Here is a 19,765-nt window from a genome sequence, read left to right on the forward strand (position 1 = left end):
GATCAGTGCGGGCATTCCATCCAGGCAACCCGGTAGATCGTGTCCAGGTTGAGATCGGACGAATCCATGGTGATGAAACTGGTGGTGGCCGGGTTGGACGATCCGCGATTGACCTTGAGTTCGGTATTGATGTTCAGATAACGCGAGGAGCCGCACGGCAGCCATGTGATCGCCTCCACCTCGACCTCGTCGGTGACCTGCCACGTGTCGTCCATGAATCCGTCGAAGTTGTACTTGCTGACGCCGGTCTTGGACATGCCCTGGAAGTAGTAGTACGCCGTCTCGGAAGCCCAGGAACCCTTCTCCAGACGGGCGTATCCGCGATAGTCGGCGCGCGCGATCCCGTAGGTGTAGCCGGTCGGGATGTCCACGTTCAGCGCGATCTGGCACTGCTTGCGGTAGTCGAGCGGGCCGGACTGCGGGCCGACCTCGGCGACGAATTTGCTGTACGAGACGGTGAACGCCTTGTTGTCCGGTGACACCTCGACGACGGCGCTGCCCTTGGGGCAGCCGGACCCGTTCGCGGACACGATTGAGATGGTCATCTCGTCGGGCGGTGCGACGGTATGCATTCCGGCGGCGGGCGCGCCGAGCGTGGAGAGCAGCATGGTTCCGGCGGCGATCGTGTTCAGCATCGGGTGCCTCCTGAAAGCTTTGTGGAAATGGGTACGGAAATGCGCGCTGTGGGCAGACTCCCGCCCGTGACATGCGCTTGAAGAAACGTACGATTCACCGGTTGGACAGCGCAGGAGATAGCGCTAGGGAAACGCCTGCCGGTGGGGGCCGGAAGGGGTAAATTGCCCATCCGGGCGCACGCGGCCCGGCCTTCTGGGCAGACTTTCGCAAAGCGGGCACGGATCGATCGGATCAATGCTAGGAACCTCGACAGCGGACCGTGCCGATGCCACGGTTGGGGCATGACTGACATCGACCCCGCTGAAGAGAACAAGAGACGGTTCCTCGATGCGTTCGGCCGGTTCGCGGCCGGGGAGATCGAGGTGCTCCGCGAGATCATCCGAGAGGATTTCGTGTCGCACACCGTCGGCGCCCCGCCCGGACGGGACGCCTGGATCGAGTTCATCGTCAACTCACCGATCGCGACCGCGGAGATCGAGATCCAGCACGTCATCGCGGACGCCGAGTTCGTGGTGGCGCACTACACCCTGATTCCCGCCGAGGGGCCGAACGAGGATGTGGTCGACATCTGGCGGTTCGAGGACGGCCTGATCGTCGAGCACTGGGACGTGAGCCGGCCGGTCGCCTGAGATGTGACGGGTCTCAAGCGGGACCCGTCACCCATATCTCCTATGTGTTTGATATGTTATGCTGGTCGTGTCCTTGACGACTGGAGACATCATGACGACCGTGCATGACCTGCGACGGGTCGACGACGAGGCGTTCCGGCGGCTGCTCGACCGCAACGCGATCTGGAAGCGGATGGTGGCGGTGGGCGACCGGCTGCCGGCCCAGCCGCTCTACGAGGTCGACCTCGGCCCGATCCACCTCGACCGGCTCCTCGACACCGGCCCCCTCGTGCTGGTGTTCATCCGCTACGCCGGCTCGCCCTGGTGCGAGGACCTGCTCCGGTCCTACGCCACCGGGCTGGAGCCGGCCCTCACCGATCTCGGCGCGCACCTGGTCGCGGTCAGCCCGCAGGCCCCCGGCCGCCTCGCCGGTCTCAAGCACCGCGACGACCTGCCGTTCCTCGTCGCCTCCGACCCGCGGCACGTGCTCATCGACGCCCTGCGGATCGGCTTCTCCAGCCCTGGCGCCGACAAACCGCTCGGCACCGGCCGCTCGGTGCTGCCGTTCGCGTCGGTCGTGGTCGCCGACCGCGCCGGCCTGGTCCGGTTCGCCGACGTCCGGCCCAACTGGCTCGATCCGATGCCGGCCGGCCGGCTCGTCGAAGCGGTTCGCGCCCTCGGGGCTCCATCGATGTCTTGACATGTCCCGGGCCTGCTGAAACGCTCGCCGAGGTGGGAATCATCGATCGGCTCGCGGCCGACCCGAGTCTCTGGAAAGAGGTCACCGCCGGGGGCACGCCGGTGGTCGAGCCGTGGGACGACGACCATGTCCTGGTCACGTTCCTGTGGCGCGGCGACGCCGCCCGGACCCGGATCTGCTGGGGCGTCTGGGACGATCTGGCCCGCCTGCCCGGCACCGACATCTGGCACCTGTCCAAGGTGATGCCGGCCGCCACCCGGACCGTCTACTACCTGGCCCACGGCGACGGCGACGCGATGCCCCGTGACCGGTCCGGCGGCGGGGCCGCGCACGTCGACCCGGGCAACCCGCGACACCAGCACTTCCCGGCCGACCCGCTGGACCCGACCGACGAGGACGTGTGGGCGTCGGTGCTGGAGCTGCCGGACGCCCCGCCCGAGCAGTGGACCGGCCGGCGCCCGGGCGTCACCCCCGGTCACCAGGAGACCCACACCATCCACAGCGCGGCGTTCGGCGGGGACCGGCACATCGTCCTGCACCGGCCGGCCGGTGTCCCCGAGAGCGGGCTGCCCGCCCTCGTCGTCTTCGACGGCTACAACTCGCGCGAGGTGCTGCGGGTGCCGGAGACCCTCGACAACCTGGTCGCCGCCGGGCGGATCCCGCCGCACCTCGCGATCTTCGTGCACCTCCCGGACGCGACGCGCGACGACGAGCTCGGCGCTGTCCCGGCGCTGCGTGACTTCCTCCGGTCCGAAGTGGCGCCGTTCGCGCGTACCAGATGGGGAATGCCTGCCACCGGAGGCCGCAACATCGTCGCCGGCGCCTCCCGCGGTGGCCTCGCCGCCGCCTATCTGGCGCTCGAACTGCCGGAGCTGTTCGGCGCGGCGATCTGCCAGTCCGGCAGCTTCTGGTGGGGGCCGGACGGCGAGCCGGAATGGCTCACCGCGCAGGTGGCCGCCCGGCCGCGGGCCGGCGTGCGGTTCTATCTGGACGTCGGCGCCGACGAGACCCGGCCCGACCCGAACGGGCTGACCCAGGTCGCCGTCAACCGGCGGATGCGCGACGCGCTGCTGGCCCGCGGATACGACCTGCACTACACCGAGTACGCCGGATCACACGACTACGTGAACTGGCGGCGCACCTTCGCCGACGGGCTGCTGGCGGTAATTCGGTCGCGATAGGAAAGACCGGCGATTACCGTGCTGTTCATGTTCACGCCCGGTCTGCAGCTGCCCCTCGCGGTGGCTCCCGTGCGTGCCGATTCGCGAATCTGACCCCTTCCCGCCAGCAGCAGAACCCAGGGAAGGGGTCGCTGCTCCATGCGTGGTTCTGGCGCGACCCGGCTGGCATCGGGCCCGCGCGTCACCCAACTGCCTCGCATCCAGTGAGGAAAATCCACCATGGCCAAGAGCCAGTTCGTCCGAAACAAGCCGCACCTGAACATCGGCACGATGGGTCACGTCGACCACGGCAAGACGACCCTGACCGCCGCGATCACCAAGGTCCTCGCCGACCGCGACCCGGCCTCCAACCGGTACGTCGCGTTCGAGGGGATCGACAAGGCCCCGGAGGAGGCCGCGCGCGGCATCACCATCACGATCGCCCACGTCGAGTACGAGACCGCGTCCCGTCACTACGCCCACGTCGACATGCCCGGCCACGCCGACTACGTGAAGAACATGATCACCGGCGCGGCGCAGGTGGACGGCGCGATCCTGGTCGTGTCGGCCCAGGACGGGTCGATGCCGCAGACCCGGGAGCACGTGCTGCTGGCCCGGCGGGTCGGTGTGCCGTACCTGGTGGTGGCGCTCAACAAGAGCGACGCCGTCGACGACCCGGAGCTGCTCGACCTGGTCGAGCTGGAGGTTCGTGAGCTGCTGTCGGCCTACGGTTTCCCCGGCGACGAGGTGCCGGTGGTGCGGGTCAGCGCGCTCAAGGCCCTCGACGGCGACCCGCGCTGGGTGGCGTCGGTGGTCGAGCTCCTCGACGCGGTCGACTCGTACGTGCCGATCCCGCCGCGGGAGCTGGGCGAGCCGTTCCTGATGCCGATCGAGAACGTGCTGTCGATCAGCGGCCGGGGCACCGTCGTCACCGGCAAGGTGGAGCGCGGCATGCTGCGCGCCGGCGAGCCGGTCGAGGTCGTCGGCCTCGGCCCGACCGTCGCGAGTGTGGCGACCGGGCTGGAGACGTTCGGCAAGGTGCTCGAGTCGGCGCAGGCCGGCGACAACGCCGCCGTCCTGCTCCGCGGGGTCAAGCGCGAGCAGGTGCAGCGCGGCCAGGTCCTTGCCGCGCCGTCCAGCGTGCGGCCCCACCAGGTCTTCAAGGCGCGGATGTACGCGCTGACGAGCGCCGAGGGCGGCCGGCACACGCCGTTCGCGGCCGACTACCGGCCCCAGTTCTACTTCCACACGACCGACGTGTCGGGTGGGATGGACCTGGGCGGGCTCGACCTGGTGATGCCGGGCGACACCCTGGACGAGGTGACCGTCACCCTGGGCAAGCCGATCGCCCTGGAGGCGGGCATGGGTTTCGCGGTCCGTGAGGGCAACCGCACGGTCGCCGCCGGCACGGTCACCGCCGTGCTGGACTGACCCGACAGCACGACCGGCACGGGATCGCCGTTCAGCGGACCCCGTGCCGGTCCGTCACCTGCTGGTCCAGCACGGCCCGCACGGCGTGCATCGCGAAGAACAGGTCCGACTTGATCCGGGCGATCGGCACTCCCCGGTCGGACGCCAGGTCCTCCAGGGAGGCGCCGCCGTAGAAGGTCTGCATGATGATCTCCCGGTTCGCCGGGGTGAGCTCCTGCATCGCCGCGACGATCGTGGTGGGCGGCGCCGGGGGCCGGCCCGCGTCGCCGCGGAGCACGTTGCGGGCGGTCAGCAGCAGCCACGGCCGGACCAGACGGTTCCGCCGCGGCTCCCGCGCGGCCCGGAACAGCGTCTCCTCGAGGACCCGGCCGGTGATCGTCTCGTCACCGCCGGTGTTGCGCAGCACGTAGGCGTGCAACGCCGGCAGGTGCGGCGCGACCATCCGCTCGAACTCGTCCGCCGCTCGGTTCGGCGCGGCGGCGTGGCGGCCCATGCCGGACTCCTTTCCGATCGAGGACGCATGCAGCCGCCCATGGTGCTCGGCCGGGCCCGGCTTGAACACGGGGAAACTACCCGGATCACTACGCGGATCCGGCCCGCCGACCCACTACCGTGCCTCTATGGGTACCGCCACGTCCGCGCGCGGCACGGCCGGAAACCTCCCCGCCGAACTGACCAGCTTCGTCGGCCGGCGGCAGGAGGTCACCGGGATCCGGCGCATGCTGTCCACCAGCCGGCTGGTGACGCTGACCGGCCCCGGCGGAGTCGGCAAGACCCGGCTCGCCCAGCGGGTCGGCGCCGACCTGCGACGCGCCTTCCCGGACGGGATCTGGTTCGTCGGGCTGGCCGAGCTGCACGACCCGGACCTGGTCGCGGTCACCGTCGGCGAGACCCTGGGCCTGCACGAGGACATGACCGGCCTGGACCCGGCCGGGCTCGCCCGTTTCCTGGCCGACCGGCAGATGCTGCTGATCCTGGACAACTGCGAGCACCTGGTCGCCGCCTGCGCCCAGCTGGCCGAGACGCTGCTGCGGTCCTGCCCCGACCTGCGGGTGCTGGCCACCAGCCGGGAGGCGCTGCGCGTCGACGGCGAGACCGTCCTCTCCGTGCAGCCCCTGTCGGTGCCCGGACCCACCGAGGCCTGCAATCCCGGCGACCTGCAAAAATACGAGTCGGCGGGACTCTTCGTGGATCGGGCCACCGCGGTCCTGCCGGACTTCCGGGTCACCGAGGACAACTGCGCCACGATCGTACGGCTGTGCCGCGCCCTGGAAGGTGTGCCGCTGGCGATCGAACTGGCCGTGGCCCGTCTCCGGGTGCTCTCCCTGGAACAGATCCTGGACCGCCTGACCGACAGGTACCGGCTGCTCACCACCGGCGCCCGGACCGCGCCGCCACGACAGCAGACGCTGCGTGCGCTGATCGACTGGAGCTGGGACCTCTGCTCCGAACCCGAGCGCATCCTCTGGTCCCGGGTGTCGGTCTTCTCCGGCGGCTTCGAGCTGGACGCGGTCGAGGCGGTCTGCGCCGACGGCCGGCTGCCGGTCGAGACGGTCCTCGACGTGCTCGGCTCCCTGGTCGAGAAGTCGGTGCTGATCCGGTCCGGGAACGGCGCCGCCCGCTACCAGATCCTCGAGGTGACCCGGGAGTACGGCGCGGCCGAGCTGGCCACCGCCGGGGAGCACGACGAGATGGCCCGCCGGCACTGCCGATGGTTCGCCGACCTGGCCGCGCACGCCGACCGGATCTGGGTCGGCCCGCAGCAGACCGCCGTGATGGAACGGCTGCGCCACGAGCGCGCCAACCTGAGGGTGGCCCTGGAACACGCGACCACCCAGGGCCCGCCGGAGACCGCCCTGCGGTTCGCCGCCGACCTGCAGAACCACTGGTTCGTCCGGGGCTACTTCTCCGAGGGCCGGCACTGGCTCGACCGGGCCCTGGCGATGCCGGCGCCCCGGCACTGGACCCGGGTGAAAGCCCTGCGGGTGGCCGCGTGGATCGCCGGCATCCAGGGTGACGCCGAGCGGGCCGGGCCGCTGCTCGCCGACGCGGTGGCACTGGCCGCCACACTGCCGGAGTCGCCCGAGCGGGCGTACCTGCCGCTGATCGAGGGCGTCTTCAAACTGTGGCCCGGCGACTACGCGCAGGCGCTGCCGCTGCTGGAACGGGCCCTCACCGCGTTCCGTGAGCTGAACATCCGCAACGGCGAACTGTGGACACTCATCGTCCTCGGGCTGTGCCGTGGCCTCGCCGGCCGGCCGTCCAGCGGCTACCCGGATCTGATCGCGGCGAAGGATCTGGGCGCGGCCACCGGCGAGGTGTGGTGGCAGTCGTTCGGCCTGTGGGCGCTGAGCGTGCTGCGCTGGCGCGACGGTGACTACGCCGGCGCCACCGCGGCGGCCAAGGAGTGCCTGGCGGTCGGCAAGGCGGTCGACGGCGAACAGTTCGCCGTCGGGCTCGGTGTCGAGTCGCTGGCCTGGATCGCCGCCCACCAGCACCGGGACCAGCGGGCCGCCACGCTGCTCGGGGTGTCCCGGCGGATGTGGCAGGAGATGCACACGTCACTGGCGCCGTTCCGGGTCCTGCAGAGCTGGCACGAGGAAGTGGTGGAGCAGGTGCGGTCGCGGCTCGGCGCGCCCGCGTTCTCGGCCGCCGCCCGGCGCGGCTCCGAGCTCTCCACCGCCGACGCGATCGTGATGGCGGTGGAGGGGCGAGCCCCGGCCCGGACGCCGGCGCCGGAGACCGACGTCGCCGCCGGGCTCCGGCTGACCAGGCGGGAGCGCGAGGTCGCCGCGCTGATCGCCGAAGGGCTGAGCAACCGGGACATCGCGACCCGCCTGGTGGTGGCGCAGCGCACCGCCGAAGGGCACGTGGAGAACCTGCTGAGCAAGCTCGGGTTCACCTCACGGACGCAGGTGGCCGGGTGGCTGGCCGGCCAGCGACAGCCACCCCCGGACTGACACCCGGACCGCGAGCCGTCGCTGACGCCGCCTGTCGCGTACCGATCACCCGGCTCAGCGACGGCCGGCGGGTCCGAAGACCGCGAGCCGTCGCTGACGGCGGTCATCGCCGGGCGAATACCGGGCTCAGCGACGGCCGGCGGTCCGGGCGGGCTGGAAACGGCGCAGGCGGAGGCTGTTGGCCACCACGAAGACCGAGGAGAAGGCCATCGCAGCGCCGGCGATCATCGGGTTGAGCAGGCCGGCCGCGGCCAGCGGAAGAGCCGCCACGTTGTAGGCGAACGCCCAGAACAGGTTGCTCCGGATGATCCGCAACGTCCGGCGGGACAGCCGGATCGCGTCGACCGCGGCGGTCAGGTCACCCCGGACCAGGGTCAGGTCGGACGCCTCGATCGCCACGTCGGCGCCGGTGCCCATGGCCAGTCCGAGGTCGGCCTGGGCCAGGGCGGCGGCGTCGTTCACCCCGTCGCCGACCATCGCGACCACCCGGCCCTGCCCCTGGAGACGCTTCACCTCGGCGACCTTGCCGGCCGGCAGCACCCCGGCGATCACCTCGGTGATGCCCACCTCGGCGGCGACGGCCCGGGCCACGGTCTCGTTGTCGCCGGTCAGCAGGACCGGGGTCAGGCCGAGGCGCGTCAACCCGGCGACGGCGTCGGCGCTCGTCGGCTTGACCGTGTCGGCGACCGACAGGACACCCCTGGCCACGCCGTCCCAGCCGGCGACGACCACGGTCCGCCCGGCCTGTTCCTGCGTTTCGATGATCGCGGTCAGTTCGGGGGAGACGGTCAGGCCTTCACGTTCCAGGAGGGCGGCCCGCCCGGCCGTGACGTCCCGGGTGGACACGGTTCCGCGTACGCCCAGGCCCTCGAAGCTGGTGAAATCGCGAACCGGGAGATGATCGCCGGCCGCTGCGGCGATCGCCTGGGCGATCGGGTGTTCCGACGCGGCCTCCAGCGACGCGGTGAGCCGCAGCAACTCGTCGTCACCGGCCGGGAAGACGTCGACCAGCGTCATCGCGCCGGAGGTCACCGTGCCGGTCTTGTCGAGGACGACGGTGTCCACGCGACGGGTCGATTCGAGCGCCTCCGGCCCCTTGATCAGGATGCCGAGCTGGGCGCCCCGGCCGGTCCCGACCAGCAGCGCGGTCGGGGTAGCCAGGCCGAGCGCACACGGGCAGGCGATGATCAGCACGGCGACGGCGGCGGTGAACGCGGCGGTCCAGCCGGCGCCGGTGCCCCACCACCAGCCGAGGGTGGCGATCGCGAGGGCGATCACGATCGGCACGAACACACCGGAGATCCGGTCGGCGAGGCGCTGCACCTCGGCCTTGCCGGTCTGCGCCTGTTCGACCAGGCGGGCCATCTGCGCCAGCTGCGTGCCGGCGCCGACCCGGGTCGCACGGACCACCAGCCGCCCGCCCGCGTTGACCGTGCCGCCGGTGACGTCGCCGCCCGGGCCGACCTCGACCGGGACGCTCTCACCGGTCAGCAGCGAACGGTCGACCGCCGACGAGCCCTCCTCGACGACACCGTCGGTGGCGATCTTCTCGCCCGGCCGGACCGTGAACCGGTCGCCGACGGCCAGCTGGTCGACCGGGACGCGCAGCTCCCGGCCGTCACGCAGGACCGCCACGTCCTTGGCGCCGAGCTCCAGCAGCGCGCGCAGAGCGTCACCGGCGCGGCGCTTGGACCGGGCCTCGAAGTAGCGCCCGGCCAGGAGGAACATCGTCACCCCGGCGGCCGCCTCCAGGTAGATGGCGCCGGACCCGTCGGTGCGGCTGATCTCCAGGGTGAACGGGTGGGTCATGCCCGGAACGCCCGCGGTGCCGAGGAACAGCGCCCACAGCGACCAGCCGAACGCCGCGATCGTCCCGAGCGAGACCAGGGTGTCCATGGTGGCGGCGCCGTGCCGCAGGTTGACCGCGGCGGCCCGGTGGAACGGCCAGCCACCGTAGACGACGACCGGGGCGGCCAGGGCCAGCGACGCCCACTGCCAGTAGGTGAACTGCCAGGCCGGCACCATGGCGAGGAGGATGACCGGGACGCTGAGGACGACGCTCGTGATGAGCCTGGTCCGCAGCGGGTCACTCACCACGACCTCCGGCTCCGGCGTCCGGTCCGGAAGCCTGGCGGTGTAGCCGGTCTTCTCGACGGTCGCGATCAGGTCGGCCGCGGTCACCCCGCCGCCGACCGTGGCCGTCGCCTTCTCGGTGGCGTAGTTGACGGTCGCCGTCACGCCGTCCATGCGGTTGAGCTTCTTCTCGATCCGCGAGGCGCACGACGCGCAGGTCATGCCGCCGATCTCCAGCTCGATCCGCTGGGGTGCGATGTCAATCATGGGTATGCCCATCGGCGTCGTGCCCGGTCGGGGCAGCCGGCAGCGAGACCCCGGCGGTGGTGAGAGTGAACTCGGCGGTGCGCACCTTTCCAGCGTGCTGGAAGTCCAGGTAGAGACGGTAGGCCCCAGGCGACGGGACCTCGGCCGCGAAGGCCAGCGCGGTCTCGCTGGTCGGATGCACGTGCAGGTAGGCGAGGTCACCCTCGCGCAGCACCACGAGATGCCCGCGGGCCCCGAGGTAGGGCTCCAGGTCGGTGACCGGCTGCCCGCCCCGGCTCACCGAGAACCCGAGAGCGCCACTCGCCAGGTCGCCGTCGAGCATCACCGTGTACCCGTCCACCGAAGCAGTGGCCGCCGGCTGCGGCAGCGCCACCGGCTGATAGTCGCCGGGCGCCGGCACGTCGACCCCCAGCGTCAGCGACGAGGCGGCGCCGCCCGGCTGGAAATCGGCGAGCACCCGATACTGCCCGGGGGTCTCCACCCGCAGCGGAACCTCCCAGGTCCCGTCCGCGCCGAGCACCGGATGCACATGCTGATATCCGGACATGTCCCGCCGGACCACGATCAGATGCAGGTCCTTCTCGTGGTTCTCGGTGTACTCGGTGACGGCCGTCCCGTCCGCCGCCAGCACCTGGAACCGGAACGGCTGCGCGCCGCCGGTCGACAGCCGCGTGGTCACCGTGCTCAGCCGGAAGCCGTCCTGCGCGATCTGCAACCCACCCGGCACGCGCTGCCGGCCACTCTCGGCGGCGGGCTCGGCGTGGGCCTCGCCGTGTGCGGACGCCGGCGCAGGCGTCTGGTCCGGGCCGATGACGCGACCCGCGCCGGCTGCCACGCCGAAGATCAAGACCAATCCGATGCCGTACGCCGTGAGCCTGCCAGTGGTGTTCATGACGCATCCACCTCGCCGAGTGGTGAAGCGCCGGGCGCTGTCACGACGCGTCACCCAGCTCGTACCCCGCCTCGTCCACGGCGGCCCGGACGGCCTCCCGGTCGACCGGCTCGGCCGAGCTGAAGGTGACCGTGCCGCCCGCGAGGTCGACCGTGACGTCGCTGACGCCCGGGATGGCGGAGACCTCGGTGGTGACCGAGGTCGCGCAGTGCCCGCAGGTCATGCCGGTGACGGGGTAGGTCGTGGTCTGCATGGCGTCTCCCTCCGTTCGCGTGGTGACGTGTGGCCCGAATCGAGCCACCGGTCGCCACGCTGGTTCGCTTTCCCCCACCATACACATACCCGGTAGGGGTACCCGTCGGGCGGTAGTAGCATGGGCGTCATGACCAACCCCGCCCCGACCCGCGGATACACGGCGACCAAGGACAATCTGCAGTCGCGGCTGCGCCGCATCGAGGGCCAGGTGCGCGGCATCGAGCGGATGGTCGACGAGGACCGCTACTGCATCGACATCCTCACCCAGATCTCGGCGATCCAGGCCGCCCTCGACAAGGTGGCGCTCGGCCTGATGGACGGCCATGCCCGGCACTGCATGCACGAGGGCGCCAAGGAGGGCCGCGCCGACGAGATGGCCTCCGAGCTGATGGCCGCGGTCGGCCGCCTCATGAAACGCGGGTGATCTGCGCCATATCCCCTTGGCGGGCCTCCTCTCCGGCCCGAAGAGTGCTGTCTACCGGCCGGTGATCACAGCTGAGGATCGATATGTCGCAGCCTGCCCCACTCGTCCTTGTGTCGTCCGCGATGGGCATCGGCTCCCGGTACTACCGGCCGCTCGTCGAGGCGTTCGAGGCCCGCGGCTGGTCGGCCCGGGCGCTGCCGCGGCGCGGGTTCGAGCCCGATCAGCCGGCCGCCTCCCGTGGACACGACTGGTCCTACCATGACGAGATCGAGGTCATCGCCGAGGCGGTCGCCGTCGCCCGCGCCGAGTCCCCGGACCGCCCGGTGATCCTGCTCGGCCACAGCCTCGGGGCGCAGCTCTCCGCCGGGCACCAGCTCAACCACCCGCCCGCCGACGGCCTGGTCTCGGTCGGTGGCGCCCTGCCCCATCACCGGGACTACCCGCTGGCCGGGCTGCCGCTCCTGATCCAGGCCGGCGTGATCATCCCGGCGCTGACCGCCCTCTGCGGGTTCCTGCCGAAACCCGCTTTCGGCGGCCCCGGCGCCCGCACCCAGATGCGCGAGTGGGCCCGGATGGCCCTGACCGGCCGCACCCCGTTCCCGTCCCCGGCCCGGTCCGGTGGCGCTCCGGCCCGGTCCGGCGGTACTCCGGCCCGGTCCAGCGGTACTCCGGCCCGGTCCAGCGGTACTCCGGCCCGGCCTGGTGGCGCTCCGGCTCGGTCCGGTGGCGCCTCGCCGGTTCCGTCGCCGGCGCCGATCCGTACCCCGGCGCTGGTCGTCGCCCTCGAAGGGGACCGGCTAGCTCCGGAGAAGCCGGTCCGCAGTTTCGCGGCGCGCCTGTTCGCCGTGGAGGCGGTGACGCTCTGGCACTACCGGCACACCGACGTGCCCGCCGGGGCCAGCAACGACCACATCGGCTGGGCCCGCCGCCCCGGCCCGGTGGTGGACCGGATCGTCAGCTGGTGGGCGGCGAACAGGTTTGACGAGGTGCCCACTCCGGACACGTTGCGGGGTTGACATCTCCCTGCCATGAAGGGACGGGGATTCCACTGGGTCGCCCCAGAGTGTTTCCTGTTTCATCGCCGACTGCCCGCCCGGGAGGTGGTTCCCCGTTGAGGTCCTCTGTCAGCTCCACAGGCCGTGACCGCCAGCCCGGCGGCCAAAATATTGTGGGCCGCGTTCACGTCCCGGTCATGCTGCGTCCCACAGCCGGTGCAGGTCCACTCCCGGACCGACAGGCTCATCTTTTCCGCCCGCACCCCACACGCCGAACACAACCGGGTCGACGGATACCAGCGTGGCACCGCGATCAGCGTCCGCCCGTACTCGCGCGCCTTGTATTCGAGCAGGGTGCGGAACATGCGCCAGGACGCGTCGCTGATCGCCCGCGCCAGCCGCCGGTTCTTGAGCATGTTGTTCACGGCGAGGTCCTCGATCACGAGCACTTGATTTTCGCGCACGAGCCGAGTCGTCACCTGATGCCACACATCCCTGCGCCGGTCAGCAACCCGGGCGTGCACCCGCGCCACCCTCACCCGGGCCTTCTCCCGATTCCGGGAGTCTTTCTCCTTGCGCGCCAGGCTCCGCTGCGCCCGCGCCAGGGCGGCACGCTCCCGGTGCTCCTGCCGGGGGTTGTCGACCGGATCGCCGTCGGACAGGGTCAGCAGCCGGTTGATGCCGGCGTCGATCCCGACCATCTTCGTGGTGGGCGGGGCGGTGGCGACGGGTGCTTCGATACGCAGGGACACGAACCAGCGGCCGGCCCGGTCCTGCGACACCGTCGCTGTCTTCGGCACCGCGCCGTCGGGCAACGGCCGCGACCACACCACCGCCAGCGGTGTCTCCATCAGCTTCGCCAGCCGCAACTCACCATCACGAAACGTGAAAGCACTGCTGGTGAACTCCGCCGACCGCCGCGACCGCTTCCGCGACTTGAACCGCGGAAACCGCGCCTCACCGTTGAAAAACTTGCTGTAGGCGGTGTCGAGATGCCGCAAGGTCTGCTGCAACGGCACACACGACACCTCGTTCAAAAACGCGAACTCAGGCGTCTTCTTCCAGCCGGTCAACAGGGCCGACGTCGCCGGGTAGCCGAGTGTCTCCTGCCGCTGCTCCCAGGCGTCACGGCGGGCCTGCAACCCCAGGTTGTAGACCAGCCGCACACACCCGAACGTCTTCGTCAGCAGCTCAGCCTGGGTGCGGGTGGGATAGAAGCGGTACCGGTACCCCCGCTCCATCGTCGCAACCATCCACAGAGGATAGAACACCCGTACGAGCGCCTGCCCGCCGGGGTCGCTGCCCTGCCGGCGGTCCGCCTGGACGGCGAACCGGCTATCCCTGCCCTGCTCCGCAGGGCATTCCGTTTCCTCCCCGGCCTGAAGGCCGAAGTATCCACGGAAGGAATCGGATGACCTTCGCGGACGGGCGCGCCGGAATCGACGCGGCGCTGGTGAGACGGCTGATCGAGGCACAGTTCCCGGAGTGGGCCGGGCTCCCGGTGACCCCGGTCGAGGTGGACGGGTGGGACAACCGCACCTACCGGCTCGGCGACGACATGACCGTCCGGCTGCCGACGGCGCCCGGCTACGTGCCCGCGGTCGCCAAGGAGAACACCTGGCTGCCCCGGCTGGCGCCGCACCTGCCGGTCCCGGTGCCGCCGATCCTGGCCTCCGGAGAACCCGGGGGCGGGTATCCGTACCCCTGGTCGGTCCGGGGTTGGCTGCCGGGAGAGACCGCCCTCCGGGCGCCGATCGCGGACCTGGACCGATTTGCGGCGTCGGTGGCCGGATTCATCCGGGCGCTGCAGCGCTGCGACACCGGCGGCGGCCCGGCCGCCGGCGACCACAGCTGGCACCGGGGCGCCCCGCCGGTCTTCTACGACGACGAGACCCGCCACTGCCTGCGGCTGCTCGACGGCCGGATCGACACCGCCCGCGCGGCCGAGGCGTGGGGCGCCGCGCTCGTGCTGGAGCACCGCGGCGACCCGGTGTGGTTCCACGGCGACATCGCGGCCGGAAACCTGCTGGTCGTCGACGGTGAACTGGCCGCGGTGCTCGACTTCGGCACGTCCGGCGTCGGCGATCCGGCCTGTGACCTGGTGATCGCGTGGACCATGTTCCACGGTCCGGCCCGCGCGGAGTTCCGGCGGGCGGTCGATCAGGACGAGGGGACGTGGGCCCGCGCCCGTGGCTGGGCGCTGTGGAAGGCGATGCTGGTCCTGGTCGGCGCGATCGAGAAGGACGACCGGGCCGGCGCCGCCGAGCAGGAGCGGGTGATCAACGAGATCCTCGCCGACCACGACCGCCGGGGGCCGTGGGCCGCTTGATTCAGCCGCGGCCGTGGGCCGTCTGATCCGGCCGGGGCCGTGTCCGCCCGGCTCCGCCGCGGCCGTCTCGTCGCCGTCAGGCCGTTCCGTGGATCGGCGCGGTCAGGTCGGTGAGCGGGGCGCCCGAGCCGCCCCAGGACAGCGCGACGATCTCGGCCGCGATGGCCACCGCGGTCTCCTCCGGGGTGCGGGCGCCCAGGTCCAGCCCGATCGGCGCGCGCAGCCGGGACAGCGCCTCCTCGCCGACACCCGCCTCGCGGAGCCGGCTGATCCGGTCCTCGCAGGTGCGGCGGCTGCCCATCGCGCCGATGTAGCGGGCCGGCGTCCGCAGGGCCACCTCGAGCAGCGGGATGTCGAACTTCGGGTCGTGGGTGAGCACGCACAGTACGGTCCGCTCGTCGACAACCGTCGAGGAGAGGTAGCGATGCGGCCACTCGACCACCACCTCGTCCGCCTCCGGGAACCGGGCCGGCGTGGCGAAGACCCCGCGCGCGTCGCAGACGGTCACCTGGTAGCCGAGGAACTTCCCGATCCGGGCGACGGCGGCCGCGAAGTCGATCGCCCCGAACACGATCATGCGGGCCGGGGCGGCCCAGGACTGCACGAACACCTCACGCTCGCAGGCGGTGACGATCGCGCTGCGGCCGTGCGCGAGCAGCCCGCGGGCCTGCTCGCCGGCGATCCGGTCCAGTTCGTCGTCGCCGAGGGTGCCCTCGATCCGGTCCGGCCAGACGACGAGCTGCGCATCCGGCAGGGAGACGGTGGCGACCGGGCGGCCCGCCGAGATGTCCGAGAGCACGCGATCGATCAGCGGCAGGTCCGACGACGGCCGGACCATGATCTCGATGGTTCCGCCGCAGGTCAGGCCGACTTCGAGCGCATCGCCGTCGCTCACCCCGTACGTATGTGTCTGGGCCTTGCCGGTTTGGATCACCTCCTGCGCGGCCGCATAGACGGCGCCTTCGACGCAGCCGCCGGAGACACTGCCGATGACCTCGCCGTGCTCGTTGACGGCCATCGCCGCGCCCGGCCGGCGAGGCGCCGAACGCCAGGTGTGCACCACCGTCGCCACGGCGAAGGGGATGCCGGCGGCGCGCCAGGCCAGCAGGCCGTCCACGATCTCGCGCATCCCAGCACCATCCGTGATCAGCATCGGGATCGTCAACGGTGAGTTAAGACATCGCTTAGGTCGCTGTTGACATTGGATGCCGACGGCGGGAGGGTCTGCGCGACTTCACGGGAGGTGCAGGATGCAGGTGCCGGCTCCGTTCGAGTACGAACGTGCCACGAGCGTGGATCAAGCCATCGGACTGTTGGAGCGTCTGGGCAGCTCAGCGCGGTTGGTGGCCGGTGGCCACAGCCTGCTGCCGATGATGAAGCTCCGGCTCGCCAATTTCGAATATCTCATCGACATCAACGATCTGCACGCCGAGCTCGGCTACATCAGGCTCAGCGACGACGAGGTGCGGATCGGGGCCATGACCCGGCATCGGGAACTTCTCGAGTCGGACGTCCTGGCCGGAGTGTTCCCGATCTTCCGGGACGCCGAGAAGGTGATCGCCGACCCGATCGTGCGCAACCGTGGCACGCTGGGCGGCTCGCTCTGCCAGGCGGACCCGTCGGAAGACCTGTCGGCGGTGTGCACGACCCTCGACGCGAGCTGCGTCATCCGCGGCCCGGGCGGCTCGGAGCGGGTCGTCACCATGGAGGAGTTCCACGTCGGGCCGTACGAGACGGCCGTCGAGGACAACGAGATCCTCACCGAGATCCGGATTCCCCGGAAGAGCTTCAAGGCCGGCAGCGCGTACGCCAAGGTCGAGCGCCGGGCCGGCGACTGGGCCGTGGTGTCCGCGGGCGCCGCGGTGTGGCTGGACCAGGGCCGGATCGTCGACGCCCGGGTGGGCCTGGCCGCGGTCGGCCCCAACACCACAGGCATCCCGGAGATCTCGGCGGCGCTGCGCGGGCACGAGCCCGACGAGAGCCTGTACGAGCTGGCCGGCGCGATCGCGGCACGCAGCTGCGACCCGGCCACCGACACCCGCGGCAGCGCGGACTACAAGCGCCACCTGGCGGACGAGCTGACCCGGCGCACGCTTCGCCGGGCCGTGGAACGGGCGAGGGGCTGACCATGCAGGTCACCATGACGGTGAACGGGACCGAGTACACCCGTGAAATCGAAGGCCGCATGCTGCTCGTGCACTTCCTGCGGGACGTGCTCGGCCTGACCGGCACCCACTGGGGCTGCGACACCAGCAACTGCGGCGTGTGTGTGGTGTGGCTGGACGGCGAGCCCGTCAAGTCGTGCACCGTGCTGGCCGCCATGGCGGGGGGCCACGAGGTCCGTACCGTCGAAGGCCTCGCCAACGGCGCCGAACTGGACCCCATCCAGGAGGGCTTCCGGCAGTGCCACGGCCTGCAGTGCGGGTTCTGCACGCCGGGCATGCTGATGACCTGCCGGGCGCTGCTCGACAAGAACCCGGACCCGACCGAGGGCGAGATCCGCGAGGCCATCTCCGGCCAGATCTGCCGTTGCACGGGCTACTCCTCGATCATCCGCTCGGTCCGCTGGGCCGCGGTGCACGAGGCCTCCGCTGTCGCTACCGAAGAGGCGGTACAGGCATGACCACCGTCCACGAGCCTTCACAGGCGAAGCTCACCGAGTTCGAGGACAACGACCAGAAGCCGGTCGGGTTCGGCCGGATGCTGCGCAAGGAGGACGCGCGCCTGCTCCGCGGCCGGGGCCGGTTCGTCGACGACGTGCAGCTGCCGGGCATGCTGCACCTGGCGATCCTGCGCTCGCCGTTCGCGCACGCCAACATCGTCAGCATCGACACCAGCGCGGCCGAGGCGTCGCCCGGGGTGAAGGCGGTCGTCACCGGCGAGACCCTCAAGGGACTCGGCCTGGCCTGGATGCCGACGCTCTCCAACGACGTGCAGGCCGTGCTGGCCACCGACAAGGTGCGCTTCCAGGGCCAGGAGGTGGCGTTCGTCGTCGCCGAGGACCGCTACCAGGCCCGCGACGCCCTCGAACTGATCGATGTCGAGTACGACGTCCTCGACCCGGTCGTCGACGTGCGCAAGGCTCTCGACCCGGACGCCCCGGTCATCCGTACCGACCTCGAAGGCAAGACGAACAACCACGTCTTCGACTGGGAGACCGGTGACGAGGAGGAGACCAACCGGGTCTTCGCCTCGGCGGACGTGATCGTCAAGGAGGACATCGTCTACCCGCGGGTCCACCCGGCCCCGATGGAGACGTGCGGCTCGGTCGCCGACTTCGACCCGGTCGAGGGCAAACTGCGGCTCTGGTCCACCACCCAGGCCCCGCACGCGCACCGCACCCTCTACGCGATCGTCGCCGGCCTGCCCGAACACAAGATCCAGGTGATCGCGCCGGACATCGGCGGCGGCTTCGGCAACAAGGTGCCGATCTACCCCGGTTACGTCCACTCGATCGTCGGCTCCATCGTCACCGGCAAACCGGTGAAGTGGATGGAGGACCGGTCGGAGAACCTGATCAGCACCGGTTTCGCGCGTGACTACATCATGCGTGCGGAGATCGCCGCGACGAGCGAGGGCAAGATCCTCGCCATCCGTACGAACGTGCTGGCCGACCACGGCGCCTTCAACGGCACGGCCGCCCCGGTGAAGTACCCGGCCGGCTTCTTCGGCGTGTTCACCGGCAGTTACGACCTCCAGGCGGCGCACTGCAAGATGACCGCCGTCTACACCAACAAGGCGCCCGGCGGTGTCGCGTACGCCTGCTCGTTCCGTATCACCGAGGCCGTCTACCTGGTCGAGCGGATCGTCGACGCGCTCGCCTACGAGCTGCGGATGGACCCGGCCGAGCTGCGGCTGAAGAACTTCATCCAGCCCGAGCAGTTCCCGTACACCACCAAGACCGGCTGGGTGTACGACTCCGGCGACTACGAGCCCACCATGCGCCTCGCCATGGAGATGGCCGGCTACGAGGAACTGCGCAAGGAGCAGGAACTCAAGCGGGCCAAGGGCGAGCTGATGGGCATCGGCATCGCGTTCTTCACCGAGGCGGTCGGCGCCGGCCCGCGGAAGAACATGGACATCCTCGGCCTGGGCATGGCCGACGGCTGCGAGCTGCGGGTCCACCCGACCGGCAAGGCCGTCGTACGGCTCTCGGTGAAGACCCAGGGGCAGGGCCATGAGACCACGTTCGCGCAGATCATCGCCGAGGAGCTGGGCATTCCGCCGGCCGACATCGACGTTCTGCACGGCGACACCGACAACACGCCGTTCGGTCTGGGTACCTACGGGAGCCGGTCCACACCGGTCTCCGGTGCGGCTGCCGCTCTGGTCGCCCGAAAGGTGCGCGACAAGGCCCGACTGATCGCCTCGGGCATGCTCGAGGTGTCGGTCGCCGACCTCGACTGGGTCAAGGGCGCCTTCCAGGTCAAGGGCGACCCCGGCCGTTCGGTGACGATCCAGGAGATCGCGTTCCGGGCACACGGCGCGGGCGACCTGCCGGACGGCGTCGAAGGTGGCCTCGAAGCGCAGATCTGCTACAACCCGTCGAACCTGACCTACCCGCACGGGGCGTACATCTGCGTCGTCGACATCGACCCGGGCACCGCCGAGGTCAAGGTCCGCCGCTTCATCGCGGTCGACGACTGCGGCACCCGGATCAACCCGATGATCATCGAGGGGCAGGTGCACGGCGGCCTCACCGACGGCGTCGGCATGGCCCTGATGGAGATGATCTCCTTCGACGAGGACGGCAACTGCCTCGGCGCCTCGCTGATGGACTACCTGATCCCCACCGCGCTGGAGGTGCCCGACTGGGAGACCGGCTACACGGTCACCCCGTCGCCGCACCACCCGATCGGCGCCAAGGGCATCGGCGAATCCGCGACCGTCGGCTCCCCGCCGGCGATCGTCAACGCGGTCGTCGACGCGCTCAAGCCGTTCGGGATCCGGCACGCCGACATGCCACTCACCCCCAGCCGGGTGTGGGACGCCATGCGCGGCCAGGCCACCCCGCCGATCTGAACCAACGGGAGCA

At 70.9% G+C, this 19,765-nt stretch carries 18 protein-coding genes; 11 read left to right on the forward strand and 7 right to left on the reverse strand.

Annotated elements, in window-relative coordinates; all coding sequences use genetic code 11:
• Positions 1 to 2 precede the first annotated feature (2 nt).
• A complete protein-coding gene (locus tag AB0E94_RS40880; RefSeq protein WP_360337770.1) occupies positions 3 to 635 on the reverse strand; it encodes a DUF4360 domain-containing protein in 633 nt (210 codons plus the stop codon).
• A 282-nt stretch (positions 636 to 917) separates the two neighbouring features.
• Here AB0E94_RS40880 and AB0E94_RS40885 point away from each other — a divergent pair, with 282 nt between their 5' ends.
• The 4 genes from AB0E94_RS40885 (at position 918) to tuf (ending at position 4,535) form a co-directional block, all read left to right on the forward strand.
• Positions 918 to 1,265: a nuclear transport factor 2 family protein gene (locus AB0E94_RS40885; protein ID WP_360337772.1), complete on the forward strand. Its 348-nt coding sequence runs from the start codon at positions 918 to 920 to the stop codon at positions 1,263 to 1,265.
• Between the two features lie 91 nt (positions 1,266 to 1,356).
• On the forward strand, positions 1,357 to 1,944 hold the full coding sequence (locus AB0E94_RS40890) for a redoxin domain-containing protein (RefSeq protein ID WP_360337775.1): 588 nt from the start codon (positions 1,357 to 1,359) through the stop codon (positions 1,942 to 1,944).
• A gap of 32 nt (positions 1,945 to 1,976) precedes the next feature.
• Positions 1,977 to 3,125, forward strand: a complete 1,149-nt coding sequence (locus AB0E94_RS40895; RefSeq protein ID WP_360337777.1) for an alpha/beta hydrolase-fold protein — start codon at positions 1,977 to 1,979, stop codon at positions 3,123 to 3,125.
• A 219-nt stretch (positions 3,126 to 3,344) separates the two neighbouring features.
• Positions 3,345 to 4,535, forward strand: coding sequence for an elongation factor Tu (gene tuf / locus AB0E94_RS40900; protein WP_360337780.1), 1,191 nt, complete (start codon positions 3,345 to 3,347; stop codon positions 4,533 to 4,535).
• A 31-nt stretch (positions 4,536 to 4,566) separates the two neighbouring features.
• On the opposite strand, the gene AB0E94_RS40905 is transcribed toward tuf, so the two are convergent.
• Positions 4,567 to 5,028 (reverse strand): sigma factor-like helix-turn-helix DNA-binding protein, encoded by a 462-nt coding sequence (locus AB0E94_RS40905; protein ID WP_360337783.1) that lies wholly within the window; start codon positions 5,026 to 5,028, stop codon positions 4,567 to 4,569.
• A gap of 127 nt (positions 5,029 to 5,155) precedes the next feature.
• Here AB0E94_RS40905 and AB0E94_RS40910 point away from each other — a divergent pair, with 127 nt between their 5' ends.
• Positions 5,156 to 7,495, forward strand: coding sequence for a LuxR C-terminal-related transcriptional regulator (locus AB0E94_RS40910; protein WP_360337786.1), 2,340 nt, complete (start codon positions 5,156 to 5,158; stop codon positions 7,493 to 7,495).
• Positions 7,496 to 7,621: 126 nt separating this feature from the next.
• Here AB0E94_RS40910 and AB0E94_RS40915 read toward each other — a convergent pair whose 3' ends face one another.
• The 3 genes from AB0E94_RS40915 to AB0E94_RS40925 are packed head-to-tail and all read right to left on the reverse strand — an operon-like array spanning position 7,622 to position 10,980.
• Complete coding sequence (locus tag AB0E94_RS40915) at positions 7,622 to 9,835, reverse strand: heavy metal translocating P-type ATPase (RefSeq protein ID WP_360337789.1); 2,214 nt, start codon at positions 9,833 to 9,835, stop codon at positions 7,622 to 7,624.
• On the reverse strand, positions 9,828 to 10,727 hold the full coding sequence (locus AB0E94_RS40920) for a hypothetical protein (RefSeq protein ID WP_360337792.1): 900 nt from the start codon (positions 10,725 to 10,727) through the stop codon (positions 9,828 to 9,830). The genes AB0E94_RS40915 and AB0E94_RS40920 overlap by 8 nt, the downstream gene beginning before the upstream one ends.
• Before the next feature lie 40 nt (positions 10,728 to 10,767).
• The gene (locus tag AB0E94_RS40925) at positions 10,768 to 10,980 is read right to left on the reverse strand and encodes a heavy-metal-associated domain-containing protein (RefSeq protein ID WP_360337795.1); all 213 of its coding nucleotides are present in this window, start codon (positions 10,978 to 10,980) and stop codon (positions 10,768 to 10,770) included.
• Between the two features lie 129 nt (positions 10,981 to 11,109).
• Here AB0E94_RS40925 and AB0E94_RS40930 point away from each other — a divergent pair, with 129 nt between their 5' ends.
• Both AB0E94_RS40930 and AB0E94_RS40935 read left to right on the forward strand, forming a co-directional pair.
• Complete coding sequence (locus AB0E94_RS40930) at positions 11,110 to 11,406, forward strand: metal-sensitive transcriptional regulator (RefSeq protein WP_106325209.1); 297 nt, start codon at positions 11,110 to 11,112, stop codon at positions 11,404 to 11,406.
• Positions 11,407 to 11,489: 83 nt separating this feature from the next.
• Positions 11,490 to 12,422, forward strand: a complete 933-nt coding sequence (locus tag AB0E94_RS40935; RefSeq protein ID WP_360337799.1) for an alpha/beta hydrolase — start codon at positions 11,490 to 11,492, stop codon at positions 12,420 to 12,422.
• 59 nt (positions 12,423 to 12,481) lie between these two features.
• Here the strand turns inward: AB0E94_RS40935 and AB0E94_RS40940 are convergent, their stop codons facing one another.
• Complete coding sequence (locus AB0E94_RS40940) at positions 12,482 to 13,654, reverse strand: RNA-guided endonuclease TnpB family protein (RefSeq protein ID WP_360337802.1); 1,173 nt, start codon at positions 13,652 to 13,654, stop codon at positions 12,482 to 12,484.
• 158 nt (positions 13,655 to 13,812) lie between these two features.
• Here AB0E94_RS40940 and AB0E94_RS40945 point away from each other — a divergent pair, with 158 nt between their 5' ends.
• On the forward strand, positions 13,813 to 14,730 hold the full coding sequence (locus AB0E94_RS40945; protein WP_360337805.1) for an aminoglycoside phosphotransferase family protein: 918 nt from the start codon (positions 13,813 to 13,815) through the stop codon (positions 14,728 to 14,730).
• 76 nt (positions 14,731 to 14,806) lie between these two features.
• On the opposite strand, the gene AB0E94_RS40950 is transcribed toward AB0E94_RS40945, so the two are convergent.
• Positions 14,807 to 15,859, reverse strand: coding sequence for an XdhC/CoxI family protein (locus AB0E94_RS40950; protein WP_360337808.1), 1,053 nt, complete (start codon positions 15,857 to 15,859; stop codon positions 14,807 to 14,809).
• Positions 15,860 to 15,980: 121 nt separating this feature from the next.
• Here AB0E94_RS40950 and AB0E94_RS40955 point away from each other — a divergent pair, with 121 nt between their 5' ends.
• The 3 genes from AB0E94_RS40955 to AB0E94_RS40965 are packed head-to-tail and all read left to right on the forward strand — an operon-like array spanning position 15,981 to position 19,752.
• Entirely contained in the window at positions 15,981 to 16,856 is an 876-nt protein-coding gene (locus tag AB0E94_RS40955; RefSeq protein WP_360337811.1) for a xanthine dehydrogenase family protein subunit M, read from the forward strand.
• Positions 16,857 to 16,858: 2 nt separating this feature from the next.
• A complete protein-coding gene (locus AB0E94_RS40960) occupies positions 16,859 to 17,353 on the forward strand; it encodes a (2Fe-2S)-binding protein (protein WP_360337814.1) in 495 nt (164 codons plus the stop codon).
• On the forward strand, positions 17,350 to 19,752 hold the full coding sequence (locus AB0E94_RS40965) for an aerobic carbon-monoxide dehydrogenase large subunit (RefSeq protein WP_360337817.1): 2,403 nt from the start codon (positions 17,350 to 17,352) through the stop codon (positions 19,750 to 19,752). Before AB0E94_RS40960 ends, AB0E94_RS40965 begins: the two co-directional genes overlap by 4 nt.
• Positions 19,753 to 19,765: the final 13 nt, after the last annotated feature.

This window comes from Actinoplanes sp. NPDC026670, assembly GCF_040638175.1.
Taxonomy (GTDB): Bacteria; Actinomycetota; Actinomycetes; order Mycobacteriales; family Micromonosporaceae; genus Actinoplanes.